This is a genomic window from Nonomuraea zeae, assembly GCF_005889725.1.
GTDB classification, from domain to species: domain Bacteria; phylum Actinomycetota; class Actinomycetes; order Streptosporangiales; family Streptosporangiaceae; genus Nonomuraea; species Nonomuraea zeae.
The window spans coordinates 38,870-58,485 of the sequence record NZ_VCKX01000015.1; the positions used below are offsets into that span (position 1 = coordinate 38,870).

Sequence of the window (19,616 nt, forward strand, 5' to 3'; positions counted from 1 at the left end):
CTCGCAGCCCTGTGCGAGCGATTTACGATGACGCGCATTCCGCGCCGATTCCGACGAAGGAGAAGTAGAAAATGATGCGTCGCATTCTGGCCGGTGCAGCGATCGCGGGCTTCCTGTTCGGGTTCACGGCCACGAGCGCCTCGGCCGACGTCGGCCCCAACCCGCTCAACAAGGACAAGCAGATCCTGAGCCAGCTCAGCATCCTCGACGACGTGACGCTACTCAACGACGTCCTCAACGACTCGGTGAAGTACATCGACGTCCTCACTGCGCTGCACCTGCAGGACATCGACCTCGACGTCCTCAACAACGAGAAGAACACGGGCGACAACAACTGACCCGCTTCGGGCGGAGTCGGCCCACCCGCGCGCCCGTACGCCTGATCTGAAGGCGCTCCGGCAGCCACGAACCCCTCGTGGCGGCACCTTGCCGGAGCGTCCCCAGGTCGGCTGCGCACGAGGATGCCGGGCAGCGGCACTCCGCTCCTGGCCGGAGCGCCTCCGAGCAGGCCCGAGCCCCGCACGCCCGCAGCCGGCGCGGGCGACGGGGCCGGCCTGCTCGGCAGGCGTCGCGCGTCATAATTTCCCCGCAATTCGGTCATTTCATCGCGAAAATTGCATAGTGAAACATAGTCGCCTGTAGCCTGGTTTCGGGCTAATCGTCAGGCATGGCGGTCATGCCCTGTAGATGGCAGATCCAGCTACAACCCCCGAATGCACACGTTGGGGGTGCTATGCGGGTGAATGGCCTCGAAGAGCGGCTCCTCTACCAGGACGAGCTGCTGAGAGTCACGGTGCGCGCGACGTCGTCGGCGCCGGCCGTCACACTGACCGGCGAGATCGACGCCTCCAACAGCCAGGCGCTGGCCGCCGCCCTGGCCGGTTGCCGCCAGGGCCCCTTCATCGTGGTCGACACCGGCGCGCTGACCTTCATCGACGTCTCCGGCCTGCGCGTGCTCGCCATGCCCGCGCTGGCGCCGTCGGAGCGCTGGATCAGGCTGCACAACGTCACGCCGGCCCAGCGTCGCCTGCTGCGCATGATCGGCTGGTTCCAGCAGGGCCGGCAGCCACGGCACCAGCCGCAGTAGGCCGCCAGGCGCTCAGCGCCGCCGCCGACGTGCCGAGCCCCGTCGGCCCGCCCAGCCACGGGCGCGGCGGCCGCTTGTGGCGGCGCAGGGACTCCTCGTCGTAGCGCGAGCACTCGTGATGCCAGTGGAGTATGCCGCTCACCCAGTTCCGCAGCTCAGCCACGAACCCGTCCAGGTTCCGCCTGACCTCGGCGTCCAGGTCGAACTTCGCGCACACGAGCGGCAGCTCGTGCTCCACGATGTGCTCGAACTCCCGCACCCGCGAGGTGTGCAGGTCGTGCACGATGGCCAGCGCCGCCGGGTAGTCGCAGTCGAAGAAGTTCTGGACCACCAGGACGCAGTTGTGCACCTCACCGTCGTACTCGATCTCCTTCTGGTAGGAGAAGATGTCGTTGATCAGCGTCCCGCAGTCCATCGCGGCCAGCTCCAGCGCCCGCACCGGGCCGCTCTCGTAGACCTCGTCGGGCAGGCCCCTGCCGTGCCGCAGCCGGCACAGCAGCATGGTCAGCTCGGAGCCGAAGGTCAGGCGGCGCATCTCGATGTAGTCCACCGGGTCGGGCACGTGGTGGAGCACCTCATTGGCCAGCTCCCACAGCCAGCTCGCGCACATCTCCTCGATCGCGCGGCGAAATCTCCGGCGGAGCTCCACCGGCATCGGCGCCGCCGTGCGCGCCCACAGATCGGCCAGGCCGCGCTCCAGAGCGCAGGCCGGCGGTGGCGTGGCCGCGCCGTCCAGCGGCATGAACGCCGAGAGCCGGTCCACCGCCGCCTTGGCCGCCGCCACGTTGCGCGTCCTGCCGAAGACGACGGGGAAGTAGTCGTCGCCGTAGGTGCCCCAGGCCAGCCAGAACGACGCCAGGTCGAGCTCCTCGACCGAGGCGTCGGGATGCAGGCCCGCCGCGCAGAGCGCGAGGTCGTAGTCGATCAGCTTGTCCACGTCCCAGACGGCCGAGCCCGTGATGCCCGGCTGGGCCTCCAGCATGCCCATCTGAGTGCACCAGGCCACGGTGTCGCGCCGGGCGGTGTCGAGCCGCGGGGAGAGCCTGAGCTCGAAGGGGACGTAGAACTCCGGGATCAGGGAGGGCCCAACGGGCTGGTGCGGCACGTGCGTGAAGTTACGCAGCCGCTTGGCGCCCAGCAGGCCGGTGATCGAGGACGTGCCCAGCGGCCGGCCCGCCATCGCCCGCTCGTTCATGTACCGGCTGGAGCGCATGTGCCACTCGTGCCCGCCCGACTGCCAGTCCTGCAGCCCCTTGACGTAGGCCAGCACGCCGGCCGCGGAGAGCGGGTCGACGGCGTGCTCCACGAACAGCGGCCCCAGCTCGCCGAACACCGTGTGCTCGAACTGCTGCAGCCGCGAGGTCAGGAGGTCGTTGACCGCGTCGGCCGCCTCCTGGGTGGTGCAGCCGAGAAAGCGCTCCAGCACCAGCACGCCGTTGCTCAGCTCGCCCTCGTCGCCCACTTCCCGCTGGTAGGAGAACAGGTCGTTGCGCAGGTGCACCGCGTCGGAGAAGGCGTCCCGCAGCACCCGCATCGGCCGGGTCGCCGCGATCCGCGCCGGCACCTCGGCCCCCACGGCGTGCTCCACCAGCCCAGCCGACCACGGGGCGCCGCCGACCTTGCGGCGCATCTCGATGTACTCGACGGGATTGGCCACCCGGCCCCTGTCGATGTTGGCCAGCTCCCAGATCGACTCGTTGAGCAGGTTGCGGGTGCTCTCGGCGAAGCGCTCGCGCCAGCAGGCGGACATGCCCGGCACCGTACGCGGCCACAGATCGGCCAGCCCCGCCTCGACCGGGTTGGCCGGCTCGGGCACGGTCAGATCAGCGCCCATCGGCATGAACCGGGCCAGCCGGTCGAGGTACGCCTTACCGCCCCGCAGGTCGCCGGTCCGCTTGAACGCCTCGAGAAAATGGTCGTCGAAGAAGAAGACCCACACGTACCAGTCGGTGATCAGGGACAGCTCGGCGCCGTCACAGTCGGGATGGGTGTAGGAGCACAACAGCGAATAGTCGTGGGCCTCGAGGTCCGCCTCCTCCCAGATGCCCGAGCCCTCCAGCATGCCCATGCTCCGCGCCCACTGTCTGGAGTGCACCCGGGCCTCTTCCCGATGAGGGTTGAGCCGGGCCGGGTACGGCACGTAGAAGTCGGGCAGTTCGAACGGCTGGTGCATGCACACTCCTTGGTACGGGATCGCTCAGCGGGCCACCTCGACGTTCTCCAGCACCCCGAGCGCGTCGGGCACCAGGATCGCGACCGAGTAGTAGGCGCTGACCAGGTAGGACGAGACGGCCTTGGCGTCGATGCCGGTGAACTTGACGCCCAGCCCCGGCTCGCGCTCGCCAGGGACGCCGCGCTGGTAGAGGCCGACCACTCCCGAGTCCTTCTCGCCGGTCCGCAGGACGAGGATCGAGCTGGTGCCTTCGCGGCTGACCGGGATCTTGTCGCAGGGCAGCAGGGGCACGCCGCGCCAGGCCGTCACCCTCCTGCCCTCGATCTCGGCGCTGTCGGGATAGACGCCCTGGGCACTGCACTGCCGGTGGAAGGCGGCGATGGCGCGCGGGTGGGCCAGGAAGAACCGCGACCGCTTCCTGCGGCAGAGCAGCTCGTCGAGGTCGTCGGGGCCGGGCGGGCCGGTACGGGGCTGGATCCGCTGCGCGGGGTCGGCGTTGTGCAGCAGCCCGAAGTCCCGGTTGCTGACCAGCTCCCTCTCCTGCGACTCGCGCACCGCCTCGATGGTCAGGCCGAGCTGCTCCTCGGTCTGGTCCTTCGGTGCGCTGTACAGGTCGGCGACCCGGGTGTGGACCCGCAGCACGGTCTGCGACACGCTCAGCGCGTATTCGCGGGGCCCCGGGTCGTAGTCGGCGAACGTGCCGGGGAGCACCGGCTCGCCCCGGTGCCCCGCCGCGGTGACGATGGCGGCCTCGCCCCACTTGTTCCTGGGCGCGGCCAGCCGGGCGCGGTGGCGTTCGAGCTGCGCGGCGAGCGCGGGCGACTGGGTGGTCAGCGCGTGGAGCTCCTGCCGGGGCAGGGCCAGCACCGTGCACGCGGTGCCGGCCTCCAGCGTGTAGTCCCAGGTCCCGCCCTCGTCCGGCCGGTCGGCGCCCGCGTGGTCGCCGCCGGCCAGCGCGCCCAGGACGACGCGGTCGCCGTACGGGCCCTGCTGGACCTTGCGCACCTTGCCGCGGACGACGAGGAGCAGCTCGTCGGCCGGTCGCCCGGCCCGCGCGATCGTGCCGCCCGGCGCGAACTCCCGCTGCTCGAAGAGCCTCGCGAGCGTGTCGAGCACGCGATCGTCATCGAGCCCGCGCAGGAGTGGCAGCTCGGTCAGACTGGGCGGGACCACGCGGACCCGGGCGCCCGTGTGGGCGAAGCTCACCCGGCCGCCCCCGACCGCGTACGTGAGCCGCCGGTTGACCCGGTAGACGCCGCCGGGGACGTCCACCCACGGCAGCATCCGCAGCAGCCAGCGCGGTGAGATCTCCTGCATCTGCGGCGACGTCTTGGTCGTCGTGGCGAGCCTGCGCGCCGCCGCGGTGTCGAGACTCAGCCGCTGGTCCTGCTCCGTCAACTCCAGCACCATCCACCGATCGGATCGGACGAGGGGACTAACCGTTGCGGCCGAGCTCGACGTCCTCCAGCACGCCGAGCGCGTCGGGCACCAGGACGGCCGCCGAGTAGTAGGCGCTGACCAGGTAGGAGATGACGGCCTTCTCGTTGATGTTCATGAAGCGGACGGAGAGGCTGGGCTGGTATTCGTCGGGGATGCCGGTCTGGTGCAGGCCGATGACGCCCTGGTTCTCCTGGCCCGTGCGCAGCAGCAGGAACGACGTCGTCCGCGTGCCCGAAACTGGGATCTTGTTGCACGGGAAGATCGGGATGCCCCGCCAGGCCGGCACCCGGTGCCCGTTGACCTCGCTGGACTGCGGGTAGACGCCGCGCTTGCTGCACTCCCTGCCGAACGCGGCGATGGCCTGCGGGTGGGCCAGGAAGAACGCCGGGTCCTTCCACACGGTGGCCAGCAGGTCGTCGAGGTCGTCGGGGGTCGGCGGGCCCGAGCGGGTGCGGATGCGCTGGCTGAAGTCGGCGTTGTGGAGCAGGCCGAACTCCCTGTTGTTGATCAGCTCGTGCTCCTGGCGCTCGCGCAGGGCCTCGACCGTGAGGCGGAGCTGCTGGTCGAGCTGGTTCATCGGCTGGTTGTACAGGTCGGAGACCCGGCTGTGCACGCGCAGGACCGTCTGGGCCACGCTCAGCTCGTACTCGCGGGGGCTCTGCTCGTAGTCCACGAACGTGCCGGGCAGCACGGCCTCGCCGGTGTGGCCGGAGGACATGTCGATCGCGGCCTCGCCGTAGTCGTTCTGGGCGTGGCTGCCGCTCTCGCGCCAGCCGTCCAGGTGCGCGCGCAGCGCGGCGGACTGGCCGGCGACCTGTTCGAAGTCTCGCCTGGAGAGCGTGAGCACGGTGGTGGCCGTCTTGGCCCGCGCGCTGAATTCGTACTGGTCGCCGTCGGTCAGGACCTGCTCGCCGAAGTAGTCGCCGTCGGCCAGGACGCCGAGGTTCTGCTCGTCACCGTACGCACCCTGCCCGACCTTGCGCACGCGGCCGTGGGCGATCAGCACGAGCTGGTCCACCGGCCGGCCCTCGCCGACGATCTCCTCATCCGGCTCGACCTCGCGCTGCGTGAAACGGGCCGCCAGCGCTTCCAGCACCTCCATGTCCTCGAAACCGCGCAGCATGGGCAGCTCGGTGAGCTCGGCGGGGATCACCCGGACGATCGAGCCCGTCGTGCTGAAGGTGATGCGGCCGTCGCCCAGCGTGTAGGTCAGCCGCCGGTTGACCCTGAACACACCGCCCGAGCACTGCACCCACGGCAGCAGCCGCAGCAGCCAGCGGGAAGTGATCTCCTGCATCTGCGGCGGCGTCTTGGTGGTGGTCGAAAGCTGCTTGGCGGCATCGGTGCTCAGGCTGAGCTGGCCGTTGCCGTTCTCGGGTGCGGGCGAGTTCGTCGTTTCGGTCATCGTGTCTTTACCGCCTATCTCGGTGAGGGCCTAGCGGGGGTTGCGTACGGATCGGAGCTCAAGAGGCAGCGAGAACGTGAGGGTCTCCTCGGTCAAGGTCACGGGCTCCACGTCGGCGAACCCGCGGGTGGCGAGCCAGTCGATTAAGTCCTCGACCAGCCGTTCGGGGACGGAGGCGCCGGAGGTGACCCCGACGGTCTCCACGCCTTCCAACCACCGCTCGTCGGCGTCGGCGGCCCTGTCGACCAGGTAGGCCGCGTCCGCGCCCGCGTGCCGGGCGACCTCCACCAGCCGCTGGGAGTTGGAGGAGTTGGCCGAGCCGACGACGATGACCAGCTCGCACTGGGGGGCGATCCTGGTGATCGCCTCCTGGCGGTTCTGGCTGGCGTAGCAGATGTCGTCGCTGGGCGGGTCGACCAGGTTGGGGAAGCGCTCGCGCAGGCTCGTGACGGCGGCCATGGTCTCGTCCACGGCCAGCGTGGTCTGCGACAGCCAGCTCACCCGTCCTGAGCCGCTCGCGGTCACCTCGTCGGGCCGCGCCGGGTCCACGACGTGGATGCGGTCTGGGGCCTCGCCGATGGTGCCCTCGACCTCCTCGTGCTCGGCGTGGCCGATGAGCACGATCTCGTAGCCCGCCCCGGCCAGGCGCGCGGCCTCCTTGTGGACCTTGGTGACCAGGGGACAGGTCGCGTCGATCGTCCGCAGCGCGCGCCGCCCGGCCTCCTCCTTGACCGCGGGGGAGACGCCGTGCGCGGAGAAGACGACCAGTGAGCCGCCGGGCACCTCGTCGAGCTCGTCGACGAAGATCGCGCCGCGTCTGGTGAGGTCGTCGACCACGTAGGTGTTGTGGACGATCTGCTTGCGTACGTAGACGGGAGGACCGAAGCGCCTCAGCGCCTCCTCGACGGTGAGAATGGCACGTTCCACGCCCGCGCAGTAGCCGCGCGGCGCCGCCAGAAGTATCCGACCCATGCGGGAGACCCCCTACTTGGTGCGGTGCGCGAGCTGGTCGGCCAGCAGCGCCAGCGCGCTCGCGGCCTCCGGCTCCATCCGGGCCGCCACCAGTGCGGGCAGGGCTTCGCGCACGCGCTCTTCGATCATTTCCTCGACCTTGGCCAGCGCGCCGGTGTCGCGCAGGATCTGGCGCAGCTCCTCGGCGCGCTCCTCGGTCAGCGCGGGGTTGCCGTGCCAGGTCCTGAGGTGGGCGAGCTGCAGGGGCGAGGAGTGGTGGACGGCGTGCGCGAGCAGCACGGTGTGCTTGCCCTCGCGCAGGTCGTCGAGCGCCGACTTGCCGGTCTCGGCGGCGCAGCCGAACGTGCCGAGCACGTCGTCGCGCAGCTGGAACGCCTCGCCGAGCGGCAGGCCGAAGCGCGAGTAGGACTCCAGCAGCCCGATGGAGGCGCCGGCCAGCGCGCCGCCGATCTGCAGCGGCCGCTCGACGGTGTACTTGGCCGTCTTGAAGCGGATCACCGTGAGCGCCTCGTCCACGCTGGCACCCGAGCGGAGCTGGGCCAGGATGTCGAGGTACTGGCCGCTGATGACCTCGGTGCGCATGGCGTCGAAGATGTGGTGCGCCGAGCGCAGCCGCTGCGGCTCGACCCCGCACGACGACAGCATCGTGTCGGACCAGGCCAGGCTGAGCGTGCCGAGCAGGATGCCTCCCGCCTGGCCGAACGCCTCCGCCCCCGGGCCCGCGTGCAGCCCCGCCAGGCTCCTGTGCACGGTGGCCCGCCCGCGGCGCAGCTCGCTGCCGTCCATGATGTCGTCGTGGATGAGCAGCCCGGCGTGGCACAGCTCCAGCGCCGCGGCGGCGGTGATGATCTCATCGGAGTCGCCTCCGCCCGCGCCCCGCCAGCCCCAGTAGCACAGCAGCGGCCTGATGCGCTTGCCGCCGCCGAGGATGAACTCGGTCAGCAACCGGTAGGCGGCCTCGACGTCCGGGTCGGCCACGGGCGCCCGCCAGGTCTCCAGGAAGCCCGTGAGGCGCTGGTCAATGCGTGACCCCACATGGTGCTGAGTGAAGCTCAGCGGCATCGGCACGGCTCCTTCGGTCGCTTGTTAGCTACCAATAGTTACTCATCCAATACGGAGCGTGTAAAGTGTCTTTTGTAGCTGGAGTTTTGTTTTGCCACAGCAGTCCCACGCACCGGGGATGCCATGAAGACCTTGCTTCCCTACGTCTCGACCCCCGACGACCTGCGCGCCCTGCCCGCCGAGCTGCTGCCGGAGCTGGCCGGCGAGATCCGCGGCTTCCTGATCGACAAGGTGAGCGCCAGAGGCGGCCACCTCGGCTCCAACCTCGGCATCGTCGAGCTCACGATCGCGCTGCACCGGGTCTTCCGCTCGCCCGACGACGCGATCGTGTTCGACACCGGCCATCAGGCCTACGTACACAAGATCCTCACCGGCCGGCGCGCCGCCTTCGACTCGCTGCGCTGCCGCGGCGGCCTCAGCGGCTACCCGAGCAGGGAGGAGTCGGCGCACGACCACCTGGACAGCTCGCACGCCTCCACGGCGCTCGCCTACGCCGACGGCATGGCCAAGGCCCGCAGGCTCGCGGGCGACGAGACGCGGGCCGTGGTCGCGGTGGTGGGCGACGGCGCGCTCACCGGCGGCGTGGCCTGGGAGGCGCTCAACAACCTGGGCGCGGCCAGGCAGCGTCCCGTCATCGTGGTGCTCAACGACAACGGCCGCTCCTACGCGCCGACCCACGGCGGCTGGGCCGACCACCTCGCCCGGCTGCGCGGCGGCGGCGGGGCGACCGTCTTCGAGAGCCTCGGCCTGCGCTATCTGGGCCCCGTGGACGGTCATGACATCCCCGCGCTGGAGCGGGCCATGCGGGCGGCGCGCGAGCTGCGCGCGCCGGTCGTGGTCCACTGCGTCACCCGCAAGGGCCGCGGCTACGGCCCCGCCGAGCAGGATCTCGACGAGCACCTGCACGCGATCCCGGTCACCGACCCCGAGTCCGGCAAGCCCGTCAGCCCGGGCGGGAGCACCTGGACGCAGGTGTTCTCGCAGCAGCTCTGCGAGCTCGGCGCGCGCCGCCGCGACCTGGTCGCCATCACCGCGGCCATGCCGGGGCCGACCGGGCTGGCCTCCTTCGGCCGGCGCTTCCCCGAGCGCATGTTCGACGTCGGCATCGCCGAGCAGCAGGCGCTGGCCTCGGCCGCGGGGATGGCCATGAGCGGCCTGCATCCCGTGGTCGCGATCTACGCCACGTTCCTCAACCGCGCCTTCGGCCAGGTGCTGATGGACGTCGCGCTGCACCGGCTGCCCGTGACGCTCGTGCTCGACCGGGCCGGGATCACCGGGCCCGACGGGCCCAGCCATCACGGCATGTGGGACCTCGCGGCGCTGGCCGCCGTGCCGGGCATGCGGGTGACCGCGCCGCGTGACGCCGTACGCCTGTGCGAGCTGCTGGAGGAGGCCGTCGAGCACGACGGCCCGACGGCGCTGCGCTTCCCCAAGGCCGCGGTCGAGGCGGCGATCCCGCCCGTGGGCAGCGCCGGCGGCGTGGACGTGCTGTCCAGCACCGGTCAGGACGTGTGCCTGGTCGCCGTCGGCCCGATGGCCGGGCCCTGCCTGAGCGCCGCCGCGCTGCTGTCGGCGGCGGGCGCCGGCGTGACCGTGGTGGATCCGCGCTGGGTCATCCCGGTCTCCGCCGGCCTGCGCGAGGTCGTCCGCGACAGCAGGCTCGTCGTCACGGTCGAGGACGGCATCGCCGCGTCAGGGGCCGGCGCCCTGCTCAGGCAGGTGTGCCGGCCCGGCCAGCACGTGCTCAACCTGGGCCTGCCGTGCGCGTTCATCGCGCAGGGCACCAGGTCCGAGCTGCTCACCGAGGCCGGGCTGACCGGCCAGGGCGTCGCGCACGCCGTCAGACAGGAGCTGAACAGATGGCCGCTGTGAACCTCGGGCTCCCGCCCGTACGCCGCTCCCGCCGCGTCTCCCGCCAGGTCATGGTCGCGAACGTGCCGGTCGGCGGCGACGCGCCGGTCTCTGTGCAGTCGATGACCACGACGGTCACGGCCGACGTGGACGCCACGCTGCAGCAGATCGCGGAGCTGACCGCGGCGGGCTGCCAGATCGTCAGGGTGGCCGTGCCGACCCAGGACGACGCCGACGCGCTGCCCGCCATCGCCGCGAGGTCGCAGATCCCGGTGATCGCGGACATCCACTTCCAGCCGCGTTACGTGTTCGCGGCCATCCGGGCGGGCTGCGCGGCCGTCCGCGTCAATCCCGGCAACATCAAGAAATTCGACGACAAGGTGGGCGAGATCGCGCGGGCCGCGGCGGACTGCGGCGTGCCGATCAGGATCGGCGTCAACGCCGGCTCGCTCGACCCCAGGCTGCTGGACAAGCACGGCAAGGCCACCCCCGAGGCGCTGGTGGAGTCGGCGCTGTGGGAGTGCTCGCTGTTCGAGGAGCATGGGTTCCGCGAGCTGAAGATCTCGGTCAAGCACCACGACCCGCAGGTGATGGTCGCGGCCTACCGGCTGCTGGCCAGGAGCTGCGACTATCCGCTGCACCTGGGCGTGACCGAGGCCGGGCCGCTCATGCAGGGCACGATCAAGTCGGCGGTGGCCTTCGGGCTGCTGCTCGACGAGGGCATCGGCGACACGATCAGGGTCTCGCTGTCCGCGCCTCCGGTGGAGGAGGTCAAGGTGGGGATCGGCATCCTGGAGTCGCTGGGGCTGCGGCGGCGCAGCCTGGAGATCGTCTCCTGCCCGTCCTGCGGGCGGGCCCAGGTCGACGTCTACACGCTGGCGGACCGGGTGACGGCCGCGCTCGACGGGTTCCCCCACCCCTTGCGGGTGGCGGTCATGGGCTGCGTGGTCAACGGGCCGGGCGAGGCCCGCGAGGCGGACCTGGGCGTGGCCTCGGGCAACGGCAAGGGGCAGATCTTCGTCAGGGGCGAGGTCGTCAAGACCGTCCCCGAGTCGCAGATCGTGGAGACGCTGGTCGAGGAGGCCATGCGCATCGCGGAGGAGCAGGAGGCCGCCCGGCCGTAGCCCGCGGTGCCGGGCGGGCCTCCCGCTCCGGCCCTAGACGCGCTGCCAGAGCGCGGGCACGTTCGGCGGCTCCCAGCCCGCCTGCGAGGTGTGCCCCTGGAGGCACCGGTACGCCGCCCCGCCGTAGGTCACCGTGGCGCCGGTCGCGTACGCGGTGTTCGGGGCCCACGTGCCGCCCGGGTTCGTCGGCGAGACGGTCGGCGAGCCCGTGCCGCCGCCGCCCTGGGTGGCGAGGGTCAGGCCGTAGGCGGACAGGATCTCGTTGACCGGCTGGAAGTACGTGGTCCCGCCCGAGCCGCAGTTGCCCGAGCCGCCGGACGTGACGCCCTGGGCCTGGTCGCCCGAGATGAACGAGCCGCCCGAGTCGCCGGGCTCCGCGCACACGTTGGTCCTGGTCACGCCGGAGACCGTGCCCTGCGAGTAGGTGACGCTGGTGTTGAGCTGCTGCACCGAGCCGCAGTGGTACTGCGTGGTCGATCCGGACCGGCAGATCGAGGAGCCGACCTGGGCGACCGTGGAGCCGCGCACCGGCAGGACGCCCGAGCCGTAGGCGTTCACCACGCCGACCGGGGTCCACTGGGAGTTGACCTCGATCCAGGAGTAGTCGTTGCCGGGGAAGGAGGACCCGCGGAAGGTGCCCTGGGCGACCCTGTTGGAGCCCGACGTGCTCGCGCCGGTGCTGCCACAGTGCCCGGCGCTGACGAAGCCGCCCTGCGAGCCCGCCTTGGTCACGGAGAACCCGACCGAGCAGCGCGAGCCCGAGCCGATGTAGTAGGCGTCGCCGCCGCGCACGTCGTAGTAGGTGACCGGCCGCTCGTCCGAGCGCACGACGCGGACGGCCGAGACGTCGGCGCCGCTGGCCTTCACCCAGGCGGCCGCCTTGGCGGGGGTGGAGGTCAGGACGGCGACGGAGTTCTCGACGACGTCCACGTACCAGACGGGGGCGGTCCGCGGCGCCGCGGCCGCGGCCCGGTCGAGGGTGGCCTTGACCTGGTCGAGCCGGGCGAGCGAGCGGGTGACCACGCGGGCCTCGACGCCGGCCGCGGTGATGGCCGCCGCCTGCGCGGGGTCGGTGGTGGCGGTGACGGGGGTGGCGGTCGGGCCGGTGACCCAGCTGCCGCCGTAGGAGGCCCCGAGCAGCGCCTTCAGCCGGGGCTCCACGCCGGCCGCGGCGGCCTCGTTGACCAGGCGGGCGGCAGCCTGCTCGGAGGTGAGGCCGAGGTCGCGGCCGAGCGCGTCCACCAGGCCCCGCGGGGGGTCGGCCGTGGCGGACGCGCTCGCCAGGGCCATGGCGTAGAGGTTGTCGTCTCGGGTTGAGGCGCCGCCGGCGGCCAGCGCGACGGCCGGGACGGTGATGAGGGTGACGGTTAACGCGACGGCGGCCGTCACGGTCTTTCTGCGGAGCATCGGTGACTCTCCTCGTACTGGGGGGTGCCGCCACGGTACGTGCTCGAACACGAGGAGTGGTCGTGTCAAAAGACCCCTATCGCGGTGTTATGCCAGGCGGAACGCCAGGCTGTTTGATGCTCTATGTGGGGGTATGCGGCATTTGTGCACCTGCGGTGAGGAGACACCATGAAGGCAGTCACCTGGCACGGCAAGCGCGACGTACGAGTCGAGGAGGTCCCCGACCCCGTCATCAAGGAGCCCAACGACGCGGTCATCCGCGTGACCAGCACCGGGATCTGCGGCTCCGACCTGCACCTGTACGAAGTGCTCGGCCCCTTCATGGCCGACGGCGACATCCTCGGGCACGAGCCGATGGGCATCGTCGAAGAGGTGGGGCCCGCGATCAGCACGCTCAAGCCCGGTGACCGCGTGGTCATCCCGTTCAACATCTCCTGCGGCCACTGCCACATGTGCGGCCTGGAGCTGTACGCACAATGCGAGACCACCCAGGTGCGCGAGCAGGGCACGGGAGCGGCCCTGTTCGGCTACACGAAGCTCTACGGCCGGGTCCCCGGCGGGCAGGCCGAGTACCTGAGGGTCCCCGAGGCCCAGTTCGGCCCGATCAGGGTGCCGGCCGGGCCGCCGGACGAGCGGTTCGTGTACCTGTCCGACGTGCTGCCCACCTCCTGGCAGGCCGTGGCGTTCGCGGACATCCCCGAGCGCGGCAGCGTCACCGTCTTCGGCCTCGGCCCCATCGGCCAGATGAGCGCCCGCATCGCCCGCCACCTCGGCCACCGGGTGATCGGCGTGGACGGCGTCACCGAGCGGCTGGAGATGGCCCGCCGCCACGGCATCGAGGTCGTCGACGCGAGCGAGGTCATGAACGTCCCCGCGGAGATCCGCGACCTGACCTCGGGGCGCGGCACCGACTCGGTCATCGACGCGGTCGGCATGGAGGCGCACGGCTCGCCCGCCGCCAAGCTGGCCCAGACGCTCACGGGGATGCTGCCCGACGCGGTGGCCGCACCGCTGATGTCGAACGTGGGCATCGACCGCCTCGCCGCGCTCAACCAGGCCATCGACTCCGTACGCAGGGGCGGCGTCATCTCCGTCGTCGGCGTGTACGGCGGCATGACGGACCCGATGCCCATGCTGCGCATGTTCGACAAGGGCATCACGCTGCGCATGGGACAGGCTCACGTCAAGCGGTGGATCAGCGCGCTCATGCCGCTGGTGACCGACGATGCCGATCCGCTCGGCGTGCTGGACCTGACCACTCACCGCCTGCCGCTGGATCAGGCACCGGCTGGGTATGAGATGTTCCAAAAGAAGGCAGATGGCGCGGTCAAGATCCTCCTCCAGCCGTAACCTGGCAGGTCAGCAGGGTTTCGCGGCCCTGGGAGAGGGCAGCGGAGCGTTCATGAGAGTCGTTGTGGTGGGGGCTACCGGTAACGTCGGCACCAGCGTGGTACGCGCGCTGTCCACGGACGACGACGTGACCTCGATCGTGGGGGTCGCGCGCCGGTTGCCCGGCTGGCGGGTCGACCGCACCGACTGGCGGCAGGCCGACGTGGCCACCGACGACCTCGCGCGGATCTTCGAGGGCGCGGACGCCGTGGTCCATCTCGCCTGGCTCTTCCAGCCGACCAGGAGCCCGGCGGTGACCTGGCGGGCGAACGTGCTCGGCAGCATGCGCGTGTTCCGGGCGGCGGCGGAGGCGGGGGTGTCCGCGCTGATCCACGCCTCGTCCGTGGGGGCGTACTCGCCGGGGCCCAAGGACCGGCCGGTGGACGAGAGCTGGCCCACGCACGGCTGGCCGGGCGCCGCGTACGGGCGCGAGAAGGCCTACGTGGAGCGGGTGCTCGACGTCTTCGAGCACGATCACCCGAACATCCGGGTGGTGCGCATGCGCCCGGGATTCATCTTCCAGCGGGCGGCCGCGACCGAGCAGCGCAGGCTGTTCGGCGGGCCGTTCGTGCCGCGGCGGCTGATGCGGGCGGGCCGGATCCCGTTCGTGCCGGACATCCCCGGGCTGCGGCTGCAGGTCCTGCACGCCGACGATGCGGCGCAGGCGTACCGGCTGGCCGTGACGAAACCCGTGCGAGGGGCGTTCAACCTGGCCGCCGAGCCCGTGCTCGACGCGCACGACCTGGCCCAGCTGCTCGGCGCGCGCACAGTCCCGGTCCCGCAGGGCGTGGCCAGGGCGGCCGTGGCGGCCGGCTGGCACCTGCGGCTCGTGGCCGCCGCGCCCGGCCTGCTCGAACTGGCCCTGCACATCCCCGTGATGCGAATGGACCGTGCCAAAGAGGTGCTGGGCTGGACGCCGCGGCGCTCGTCGTGGGACGCGGTGCGCGAGCTGTTCGAGGGGCTGCACGACGGCGCCGGCATGGACACCGCGCCGCTCGCTCCCGACGGAGGTCCGGCCGGCCGGGTCAAGGAGCTGGCCAGTGGCATGGGCGGACGTCCATGATGACTGCGGCGTGTAATTCCTTCTTGCCAGGGAAGTAGGAGGGTACGCGAGGTCCAGAAGTGCGGCCCTGCGTGTCGGTTGACACGGAGGAGCGCCATGGATCTCAGGCACGGACCGGCTCTCAGCACAGGCAGGCCGTGCCCTCTCTCTTTTTCAGGCAAGGCGCTCCACCTGGTGGTTCCGCGCGTCGGCGGGTCCCGGCAAGGTGGAAGGAGACTGCCATGCGCACCCTTCTGACCCAGCCCTTCAACTTCCGCGATGTCACCAAGCTGCGCCGTGAGGTCGCCGCACAGGCGGCGAACTGCGGGCTGAGCGGTCCCCGGCTGGACGACTTCGTCCTGGCCGTGCACGAGAGCGTGGTGAACGCCGTGGAGCACGGCGGCGGTCACGGGCACTTCAGGCTGTGGACGGTCGACGGGATCATCCGCTCGGAGACGACCGACCGGGGAGCGGGCATCCCGGACGGCTATCTCAACGGCCACCGGCGGCCGTCCGACATGTCCTACACCGGCAGGGGGATCTACCTCATCCGCCGGTTGTGCGACACGGCCGACTTCGACACGGGGCCGCGCGGCACCAAGGTCCGGCTCACCATGCGGTTACCGAAGGGGCCGGATCGCAGCACGCACGGGGCCATGAGACGGATCAGGGTCACGGCGACGCCCCAGCGCCTGCTCGGCCGCTTCGTCGCCTGATCCGGGCGCCCGCCGCCGCCGCCCGGCTGACCTGGCCCGCCGCCGGGTAGGCTCGCGTACGTGAGCGGCGACATGCCTTCCCCAGGGATCATCTCCCCGGTCCGGCGCATCGGGCGGCGGGAGTTCGATTTCGAGCGCCAGATCGCCATCATGGCCATCGTCAACAGGACCCCCAATTCCTTCCACGACCAGGGCCGCACCTACGAGCTCGACCGGGCCGTCGCGGCCGCCGTGAAAGCCGTGGACGACGGGGCCGACTGGGTGGACATCGGCGGATTCGCCTTCAGCGCGGCCCAGGCGCAGATCGGCGCCGAGGAGGAGATCGAGCGGGTCGTCCCCGTCATCGCCGAGGTCAGAGCCGCCACCGACGCCGTGATCTCCGTGGACACCCACCGGGCCGCGGTGGCGCAGGCGGCCATCGAGGCCGGCGCCGACGTCATCAACGACACCAACGGCCTGCGCGAGCCCGGCATCGCCGAGGTCGCGGCCGAGGCCGGCGTCACCGTGATCGTCACCCACAGCCTCGGCGGGCCCGGCAGGCGGGTCTTCCGGCCGAGCTATTCCGACGTCGTCTCCGAGGTGGCGGGCTTCCTGCGCGAGCGGGTCTCGTTCGCGCTGAAGGCGGGGATCGCCGCCGACCGGATCATCATCGATCCCGGGCACGACCTGAACAAGAACACCTTCCACTCCCTGGAGCTGACGCGCCGGCTGGAGGAGATCACCGCGATCGGCTACCCGACGCTGGTGGCGCTGTCCAACAAGGACTTCATCGGGGAGACGCTCGACCGTCCGCAGGGGGAGCGGACCGAGGGCACGATCGCCGCCAACGTCCTGTCCATCGTCAAGGGCGCCCGCATCCTGCGCGTGCACGACGTGGCCGCGGCGGTGGCGTCCGTCCGCATGACCGAGGCCGTGCTCGGCTGGCGCGGCCCGATCGCCCCAAGTCACAATCTGGCGTGAGGAGTGCCACGTGAGCGAGCGCAAGCCGGCTGGACTTCCCTTCGAGAGCTGGGTCGACCGGCAGATCCGCGAGGCGGAGGAGCGCGGCCAGTTCGACGACCTGCCGGGCGCCGGCAAGCCGCTGCCCGGCCTCGACCGGCATCACGACGAGATGTGGTGGATCAAGCAGAAGCTGGAGAGCGAAGGGCTGTCCATGCCGCTGCCGCCCACGCTGGCGTTGCGCAAGGAGGCGGAGGAGGCGCTGGCCGAGGCGCGCGGGGCCAGGACCGAGGCCGAGGCACGGCGGATCGTCGAGGACGTCAACGACAAGATCCGCAAGGCGATCAGGACGGGGTTGTCGGGGCCGCCGCTCAATCTGATGCCCTTCGACGCCGACGCGATCGTGTCGGAGTGGCGCAAGGCCCGATAGCGAAGGAGGCCCGGACCCAGGTCCGAGCCTCCTCCGAGGGCTGAAGAAGGCCCGGATCGTAATCCGGGCTTCCTTCGAGGGCTGAGGGACCCGGGTCAGGCGGGCCCCTCGGTCCGGTCAGGGGCCCGGTCCAAGGTCCGGGCCCCTTGAGCTTTCAGCTGATCGGCGGGTAGGCGTTCCTGAGCAGCTCCTGGAACTGCGCGGAGAACCACTGGCCCGACAGCGGCGCGTTGGGCAGCGCGCCGGACATGTTGTTGCCGTTCAGGCTGTTGCCGGTGTAGGTCGGGTCGCACATCCGGTCGAACTTCTTGCCCTCGTCGTTCGGGATGTCCGTGCTGGCGCCGTCGGACTCACCCGGAGGCTTGATCCAGACGTAGGCGTCCAGACCGGTGTCGGGGCTGGCCTTCGGCCGCTCGCCCATGCCCGCGCCGCTCTGGTTGCACCAGTTGCCGGCGTGGATGCGACGGTCGATGCGCGACTGGTTGACGAACGTCTCCAGGACGGTCGAGGTGCTCGGCCCGGTCGGGCGGGCGCTGCCGCCCCAGCCGTTGCGCGAGGTGTCGATCAGCATGCCGAGACCCTGCCGGAAGCCCTTGGCGATGAGCGCGGTGCGCAGGGCCTGGGCGAAGGTGGTCTCGTCCACGTACCAGTTCCAGTCCACCCACTTGGACTGGCGGACCGACTGGCCGTTCACGGTCGTGTTGATGTTGAAGTACAGCTCCTTGGTCGCGGAGGTGTTGGCGGTGTTGGTGATGAAGCCGTCCACACTGTCCACGCCCGCGGTGGTGCCCGCGGCGGTGTTGTAGAAGATGTTCACCGACGGGTTGAAGTTCGAGTCCCAGCCCAGCCAGGCGTGGTGGGCGGCGTCGACGTAGGTGTAGACGTTGGTGATGGCGTGCAGCTTGTTCAGCGCGTACTGGACGCCCTGGACGTAGGCGCCGGTCGAGTTGGCCTCGGCGCACTTGGCGAAGCTGAGGTTGGTGACCAGGTTGGGCAGCGAGTCGGGCTCGATGATCGTGACGATGCGCAGGTTCGCGTACGCGGAGTTGCTCATGATCGCCGCGATCGGGTCGATGTACTCGGTCTTGTAGCGGTTGAGCCCGTTCTCGGCGATGAGCAGCTCACCGTTGGAGGCCAGCGCCGAGCAGTCGCGGTTGGGCAGGTCGTAGATGACGAACTGGATGGTCAGCGGCGCGGAGCCGTTGGCGGCGTCCTGCCTGACGGCCTCGTCCAGGTGCGCCTGGAGGCCCATGGCCGAGGAGGAGCCGGCGATGGCCGCGATGCGGTCCAGCCAGACGGCCGTGGAGGTGTTGGCCACCGCGGAGCCACCGGGCTCGGCCGCGGCCTTGGTGCGCCAGTTCGGGTTCACGTAGCCGGTCGCTCCGGCGTACGGGTTCTCGACGTGGGTGCCGGGGTTGGTCCCGCCGTCGTCGTCGGCCTCGGTGGCGGTGACCGTCCTGCTGGTCAGGCCGGAGGAGGCGACGGTGATCGGCCGGGTGCCGTTGGTGTTGTCGGAGTCCTGCGCCGCGGCCAGGGTCACCGTCTGCGGGGTGCTCCAGTTGGCCGAGGTGAAGGTGAGGCTGGCGCCGGAGGAGACGGTGATGTTCGTGTCGCCGCTGCCCGCCGTCGAGGTGACGGTCACGTTCGAGGACGGCTGCGCGGCCAGGCGCACGGTGTAGGTGGCGGTGGCGCCCTCGGGCACGGTGACCGCGGTCGGCGTCACCATGATCGACTGCTCCACGGTGGCGTCGTCGTCCACCTCGGTCGCGTTGACCGTGGCGGCGGTCACGCCGCTGCCGCCCACGCTGAACGCGGCCGTGCCAGCGGCGGTGTCGCTGTCCTGGGCCGCGGCCAGGGTGACCGTCTGGGCGGTGTTCCAGTTGGACGGGGTGAAGGTCAGCGAGCCGCCCGAGCTGACGGACAGGTCCGTGTCACCGCTGGTGCGCGCGGTGGTGACGGTCACGTTGGCGGTGGGGGCCGAGGAGAGCCTGGCCGTGAACGTCGCCGTGCCGCCCTCGTTGACCGCGACCGAGCTGGCCGAGGTGACCACCGACGGGGTCGTCGGGTTCGTGCCGCCGCAGGTGGTGTTGTTGACGCTGAACGAGGTCGGGTTCGGGTTGCTGCCGGTCCAGGTGCCGTTGTAGCCGATGGAGACGGACGCGCCGGTGGCCAGGCTGCCGTTGTAGGGCATGTTCGTGCCCGTGATCCGGGTGCCCGACTGGCTCCAGTTGGCGCCCCAGCCTGTGGGGGTGTACTTCTGACCGGTGGTCGGATAGTCGAAGCCCAGCGACCATGACGTGATGGGGTCGCCGGTGTTCTTCAACGTGATGCTCGCGGTGAAACCGCCCTGACCAGGGCTGCTCGTCCACGAGTTGGCTGTGTAGGTCACGTCGCAGGCGACGGCGGCGTTCGCGGCCGTGGTCTGGCCCGCGACGAGCCCTAAGGCCGCGGTACTCGCGGCGGTCATGGTCACGACCCATTTGCGTAGGCCGCGGTGGAGTCTCACGAGCGATCATCTCCAGTGCTAGGTGGCTGGGAGCGCTCCCATGGTCTGCCGGACTCGGAGCCGTGTACAGCGG

Annotated in this window: 16 protein-coding genes; 9 read left to right on the top strand and 7 right to left on the bottom strand. The window is 70.9% G+C overall.

Annotation, left to right across the window (positions count from 1 at the left end):
- Nucleotides 1-71 precede the first annotated feature (71 nt).
- Both ETD85_RS07410 and ETD85_RS07415 read left to right on the top strand, forming a co-directional pair.
- A complete protein-coding gene (locus ETD85_RS07410) occupies nucleotides 72-338 on the top strand; it encodes a hypothetical protein (RefSeq protein ID WP_138688855.1) in 267 nt (88 codons plus the stop codon).
- Nucleotides 339-733: 395 nt separating this feature from the next.
- Nucleotides 734-1,087 carry an STAS domain-containing protein gene (locus ETD85_RS07415; protein ID WP_170246549.1) on the top strand — a complete coding sequence of 118 codons (354 nt, stop codon included), beginning with the start codon at nucleotides 734-736 and terminating at the stop codon, nucleotides 1,085-1,087.
- On the opposite strand, the gene ETD85_RS07420 is transcribed toward ETD85_RS07415, so the two are convergent.
- The 5 genes from ETD85_RS07420 to ETD85_RS07440 are packed head-to-tail and all read right to left on the bottom strand — an operon-like array spanning nucleotide 1,008 to nucleotide 8,139.
- The gene (locus tag ETD85_RS07420; protein ID WP_170246550.1) at nucleotides 1,008-3,260 is read right to left on the bottom strand and encodes a terpene synthase family protein; all 2,253 of its coding nucleotides are present in this window, start codon (nucleotides 3,258-3,260) and stop codon (nucleotides 1,008-1,010) included. The genes ETD85_RS07415 and ETD85_RS07420 overlap by 80 nt on opposite strands.
- Before the next feature lie 24 nt (nucleotides 3,261-3,284).
- Nucleotides 3,285-4,670: a family 2B encapsulin nanocompartment shell protein gene (locus ETD85_RS07425; RefSeq protein ID WP_138688857.1), complete on the bottom strand. Its 1,386-nt coding sequence runs from the start codon at nucleotides 4,668-4,670 to the stop codon at nucleotides 3,285-3,287.
- A gap of 25 nt (nucleotides 4,671-4,695) precedes the next feature.
- Nucleotides 4,696-6,105, bottom strand: a complete 1,410-nt coding sequence (locus ETD85_RS07430) for a family 2B encapsulin nanocompartment shell protein (RefSeq protein ID WP_138688858.1) — start codon at nucleotides 6,103-6,105, stop codon at nucleotides 4,696-4,698.
- A gap of 30 nt (nucleotides 6,106-6,135) precedes the next feature.
- Entirely contained in the window at nucleotides 6,136-7,068 is a 933-nt protein-coding gene (locus ETD85_RS07435; protein ID WP_138688893.1) for a 4-hydroxy-3-methylbut-2-enyl diphosphate reductase, read from the bottom strand.
- A gap of 21 nt (nucleotides 7,069-7,089) precedes the next feature.
- Nucleotides 7,090-8,139, bottom strand: coding sequence for a polyprenyl synthetase family protein (locus ETD85_RS07440; RefSeq protein ID WP_138688859.1), 1,050 nt, complete (start codon nucleotides 8,137-8,139; stop codon nucleotides 7,090-7,092).
- Nucleotides 8,140-8,262: 123 nt separating this feature from the next.
- On the opposite strand from ETD85_RS07440, the gene ETD85_RS07445 reads away from it, so the two are divergent.
- Nucleotides 8,263-10,011, top strand: a complete 1,749-nt coding sequence (locus tag ETD85_RS07445; RefSeq protein ID WP_138688860.1) for a 1-deoxy-D-xylulose-5-phosphate synthase — start codon at nucleotides 8,263-8,265, stop codon at nucleotides 10,009-10,011.
- Nucleotides 9,999-11,114, top strand: coding sequence for a flavodoxin-dependent (E)-4-hydroxy-3-methylbut-2-enyl-diphosphate synthase (gene ispG / locus ETD85_RS07450; protein ID WP_138688861.1), 1,116 nt, complete (start codon nucleotides 9,999-10,001; stop codon nucleotides 11,112-11,114). Before ETD85_RS07445 ends, ispG begins: the two co-directional genes overlap by 13 nt.
- Before the next feature lie 33 nt (nucleotides 11,115-11,147).
- Here ispG and ETD85_RS07455 read toward each other — a convergent pair whose 3' ends face one another.
- Nucleotides 11,148-12,521, bottom strand: a complete 1,374-nt coding sequence (locus ETD85_RS07455; RefSeq protein ID WP_138688862.1) for a carbohydrate-binding protein — start codon at nucleotides 12,519-12,521, stop codon at nucleotides 11,148-11,150.
- A 168-nt stretch (nucleotides 12,522-12,689) separates the two neighbouring features.
- Here ETD85_RS07455 and ETD85_RS07460 point away from each other — a divergent pair, with 168 nt between their 5' ends.
- From ETD85_RS07460 to ETD85_RS07480, 5 genes are all read left to right on the top strand, one after another.
- Entirely contained in the window at nucleotides 12,690-13,871 is a 1,182-nt protein-coding gene (locus tag ETD85_RS07460) for a zinc-dependent alcohol dehydrogenase (protein WP_138688863.1), read from the top strand.
- 52 nt (nucleotides 13,872-13,923) lie between these two features.
- The gene (locus ETD85_RS07465) at nucleotides 13,924-14,973 is read left to right on the top strand and encodes an NAD-dependent epimerase/dehydratase family protein (protein WP_138688864.1); all 1,050 of its coding nucleotides are present in this window, start codon (nucleotides 13,924-13,926) and stop codon (nucleotides 14,971-14,973) included.
- 221 nt (nucleotides 14,974-15,194) lie between these two features.
- Nucleotides 15,195-15,668, top strand: a complete 474-nt coding sequence (locus ETD85_RS07470) for an ATP-binding protein (protein WP_138688865.1) — start codon at nucleotides 15,195-15,197, stop codon at nucleotides 15,666-15,668.
- Between the two features lie 60 nt (nucleotides 15,669-15,728).
- Nucleotides 15,729-16,628: a dihydropteroate synthase gene (folP, locus tag ETD85_RS07475; RefSeq protein WP_206058155.1), complete on the top strand. Its 900-nt coding sequence runs from the start codon at nucleotides 15,729-15,731 to the stop codon at nucleotides 16,626-16,628.
- 10 nt (nucleotides 16,629-16,638) lie between these two features.
- Nucleotides 16,639-17,037, top strand: coding sequence for a DnaJ family domain-containing protein (locus ETD85_RS07480; RefSeq protein WP_138688866.1), 399 nt, complete (start codon nucleotides 16,639-16,641; stop codon nucleotides 17,035-17,037).
- 154 nt (nucleotides 17,038-17,191) lie between these two features.
- On the opposite strand, the gene ETD85_RS67235 is transcribed toward ETD85_RS07480, so the two are convergent.
- A complete protein-coding gene (locus ETD85_RS67235) occupies nucleotides 17,192-19,504 on the bottom strand; it encodes a glycoside hydrolase family 6 protein (RefSeq protein ID WP_138688867.1) in 2,313 nt (770 codons plus the stop codon).
- Nucleotides 19,505-19,616 lie beyond the last annotated feature (112 nt).